This window comes from Syntrophorhabdaceae bacterium (assembly GCA_028713955.1).
In the GTDB taxonomy this organism is placed as follows: Bacteria; Desulfobacterota; Syntrophorhabdia; order Syntrophorhabdales; family Syntrophorhabdaceae; genus UBA5609.
In genome coordinates this window covers 1-3,922 of sequence record JAQTNJ010000273.1, presented here as the reverse complement: position 1 = coordinate 3,922, position 3,922 = coordinate 1, and the positions used below count along the sequence as shown (strand labels likewise).

The following is a 3,922-nucleotide window of genomic DNA, read 5'->3' as shown; positions in this document are numbered from 1 at the left end:
AGGACCGGGATCTTCCTGTTGTCTTTTGTGACAAAGGTGGATTCAAATACCTTTTTCCCTTTCCTTTCCTCATTATCGCCTGTGCTCATCTTTTTTGCAAATCGTTCGAAGGCCTCCCTGGCGATAAATACCCCGTAATATTTCCCTATTATCTCCTCTCCCCTATACCCTATGATCTCCTCGAACCGTTTGTTTATGTAAGTAATATATCCGAACTCGTCTATTATCTGGATACCGTCGTTAAGTGAGGCAATGAGATTGTCATTGAACTCTTTAAGCCTGCTGATCTCCCGCTCGGCCTCTTCTTTCTCTTTCTCCTCTGTCAGGTCCCTTGCGGCCCCCATCATTCCCATCGTTCTCCCGTCCTCGTCCCTTAAGGGTATGTTGATTACAAAGGCGGGAAATCGTTCCCCTGACTTCCTCAGCAGTAAAAGCTCTCCGCGGAATGTCTTTCCTTCCTTGATCTCTGCAAGTACGTTCGGCTGTATTACTCCCAGCATCGCTATGTGTTTGCCGATGACCTCTTCGGGGCTGTACAAGAAGAGCTTCTCAGAGCCTTTATTGAAGAACACCATCTTTCCTCTCAGATCGGTTACAATGAAAGACTCGCTGATATTCTCGACGATATCCTCCAAGAACTGACGTGTAGTTCTTTTAAAACCGAGGATTATCTTTTCCCAGTCTAATGGCATGCTTGTCGTCATTATTGTAACCAAACCCGGCTAAAGACCGTAGCAAATTTAAGCATTGATTTGCTTTGCTTGTCAAGTTTGCGCATGAAGGGAAATGAGGCGGGGTAGCAGAATTTTCTCCGTTATTTTTCCTTAACCTCAGTCTTAACCTTAACCTGCATTATTATTGGTTGTACATATACTTAAACGACCGGGTATTGAGTTCCATACCATACTCTCTGGCAACCGACGAGATCAGCCATCTGAGAATCGAAAACGGTTTTTTGCCGTACACGAGTACCGGCTTCCCCACCATATTTAATGATACCTTGAGCGCATCGACGGCATCGTAGAATGTTCCGATTGCATCGATAAGACCTGTATTCTTCGCCTGGATACCGGTAAAGATCCTCCCATCTGAAAGTTTTCTTACCGCATCGACGGGCATCTTTCTGCCTTCGGCAACATCCCTGATAAATTGCTCGTGTATGTCTTTCAAGACATCGTTCAGATATCTTTTTTCATCCTCTCTCATCTTCCTGAAAGGCGTCCCGGCATCCTTCAATTCACCGGACTTGATCGTGTTTTCCTGTATCCCGATCTTCTTCATCAGATCTTCAACAACGGTCTGCTGCATAATGACACCGATACTGCCCGTAATGGTCGAGGGACTTGCGTATATCTTTTCACCGGCAGTAGCGATATAGTACCCGCCTGATGCGCATACGGACGCCATCGAGACGAAGACCTTCTTCTTTCCTCTCAGTTTTTTCACCTCACGGTGGATCTCCTGGCTTGCCGCCGCCCCGCCGCCCGGCGAATTGATCCTCACGATGACCCCCTTGATGCTCTCGTCATCCCTGAATCTTACGATGTCGTCCATGGCATTTTTCGAGTCCATGATAGCCCCTTCTATCTCAACCACACCGATCTTTTCACCTGATTCCTTTCCAAATATACCGATGAAGAAGGGTACAAGGACGAGCACTACAACGATAATGGCAATAACGATAAGTACCTTTTTTGTTTTTGATTGAGGCATTGTTAATCCTCCCTTTGCTCAAGCTCTAAATTCGAAGCACTAAATACTAAACAATATCAGAATTCGAATATCAAATGTTCAAAACAAAATGTGTGTCACTTATGTTTTGAATTTTGAACATTTGAATTTGTTTCGTGCTTCGATATTCGGATTTTGGATTTGTTTGCTGCATACTGCCTACTCCCTACTATCTTCTATGTACTTCTGGGTGCTTGCCGGTTCTTCCGCCGGCTGGCTGTCCATAGCGGAATGGCCTCTTCTCTTCAGCACTATCCTGCCAAACAATTTTCTCTGCGAGAGGGTTGCCGTCTGCACCTTCACCAATTCAAGTATTCCAAGGATAGTGGCTACTTTCTCATTCCTCTCCATCTCTTCGTGGATATCCCACACATACATACCGGATGTTTCAAGCATTGCTCTCAACATGGCAAGTTTTTCTTCAAGGGTCGGCCTGATCTCATTTATCGTCAGGTACATCTCTTCCCTGACCCTGATCAGCTCGAAATAGAGGGTGCAAAGGCAGAGGAGATCGTAATCGGCCTCTCTGTCGATCCCATTTTTCCCTATGCAGAATACATCCCTGTCAAGCATGGGAAGCGTGTCCATTATACCTGCCATGGTCCTGAAGCGCTCATATTCCATGATCCTCTCAACAAGTTCCTCCCGCGGGTCTTCCGCCCCTTCTCCATCACTTGAGGGAAGGAGCATCTTGGACTTTATGAAGAGGAGGAGAGAGGCCATCTCTATAAAATCCTCGGCGATCTTGAGGTTCATCTCCTTCACCAGTTCCACGTATTCGAGGAACCTTTCCGTAATCGTTGAAATAGGGATATCCCAGATACTGACCTTATTCTTTTTGATAAGCGATATCAGCACCGCAAGCGGTCCTTCATAACACTCAAGTTGCACTTCAAGCGTCGGCACTAAAAGACTCATGGCATGATCCCCTTTTCCATCAGATAAATGTCCACGAAATGTGACTCTTCTTCCTTCGTTTTCAGGTTCATATCGACCTTGGCATCCTTCAGTCTTTCCAGTATCTCTTTGTACACAGGGCCTTCCTGAATACCCATCTTCTTCAGATCGGCGCCTGTCGTAAAGGGCCTGAAAGAGTCCCTGTAGGTGATATAATTGGATATTGCCTTTTTTATCTCTTCAGACCGTGTCTTCGCCATGATAAAGAGCATCACCTCTTTGGACAGCGGCTCAAGGGTACGGTATATCTCGCTTTTTTTCAGAACCGAAATGCCCATCGAGAGCCTGGTAATGACCTCCCGCAAGCGTTCCGTGTTTTCCGTGGTCTTCTTTCTGACCTTTTCGGTAACCTCAAGCTTTTTGCAGAACTCAAGGACCTCCTCGGTCTTCATATGTTCAACAAGTCCCAGCAGATAATACTGTACTTTATCAACAGGCTTGCCCTGGTAAAGCAGCTCATACCATTTATATATGGCCTGCATCTGGTTAAGAAGCTTCTCTTTGTCTTTGTTGAATACGATGGATGGAAAGATAAACCGTAAGAGGTCGAGCTCCTGGAGACGTTTTAAGACCTTTTCGACTCCGTCCTCCTGGAGTATAAGCGCAAGCTCGGCCCAAACCCTTTTTCCCCTGATCCGTGAGAGGAAATTCAATTTCACCGCATTTTTTATCAGGTCTAAGCTGTGTTTCCCGATCTTAAAACCAAACCTGTGCTCAAACCTGATGGCCCTGAACACCCGTGTCGGGTCTTCTACAAAACTCAGACTATGGAGGACCCTGATCGTCTTCTCCTTGATATCCCGCTGAGCGCCATAAAAATCAATCAATTCACCAAAGGTATTTTTATTCAGCGATATGGCCAGCGTATTGATCGTAAAATCCCTCCTGTGGAGATCGAGCTTCAGAGAGCTATGCTCAACAACGGGAAGCGAGGCAGGGGCCTTGTAGTATTCCAGCCGCGCCGTTGCTATATCTACCTTGAACCCGTCCTTGTAGATCACCTTTGCTGTAGCAAATTCTTTGTGGGGCCGCACCTTCAAATTCAAATGTTTAGCCAGTTCTTCCGCGAAGGTTATTCCATCCCCTTCAATAACAATATCAATATCATAATTTTCATCACGGAGCAGCAGATCCCTCACGAAACCACCAACGAGATATGCATGATAGTCCATACTATCAGCCAGACCTCCTATCTCTGTAAGTTTCTTCATTGTCTCTTCATCAAGCCGTTCAT

General features: G+C 45.9%; 4 protein-coding genes. All 4 read right to left on the bottom strand.

Annotated elements, in window-relative coordinates:
• On the bottom strand, window positions 1–692 hold a 692-nt coding region (locus tag PHU49_15510), incomplete at its 3' end, for a PAS domain S-box protein (protein MDD5245415.1).
• Between the two features lie 163 nt (window positions 693–855).
• A complete protein-coding gene (gene sppA / locus PHU49_15505; GenBank protein MDD5245414.1) occupies window positions 856–1,713 on the bottom strand; it encodes a signal peptide peptidase SppA in 858 nt (285 codons plus the stop codon).
• A gap of 177 nt (window positions 1,714–1,890) precedes the next feature.
• Window positions 1,891–2,649 (bottom strand): segregation/condensation protein A, encoded by a 759-nt coding sequence (locus tag PHU49_15500; GenBank protein MDD5245413.1) that lies wholly within the window; start codon window positions 2,647–2,649, stop codon window positions 1,891–1,893.
• Window positions 2,646–3,922, bottom strand: a 1,277-nt coding sequence (locus PHU49_15495; GenBank protein MDD5245412.1) for a hypothetical protein, incomplete at its 5' end; no start/stop codon positions are given. The genes PHU49_15500 and PHU49_15495, both read right to left, overlap by 4 nt.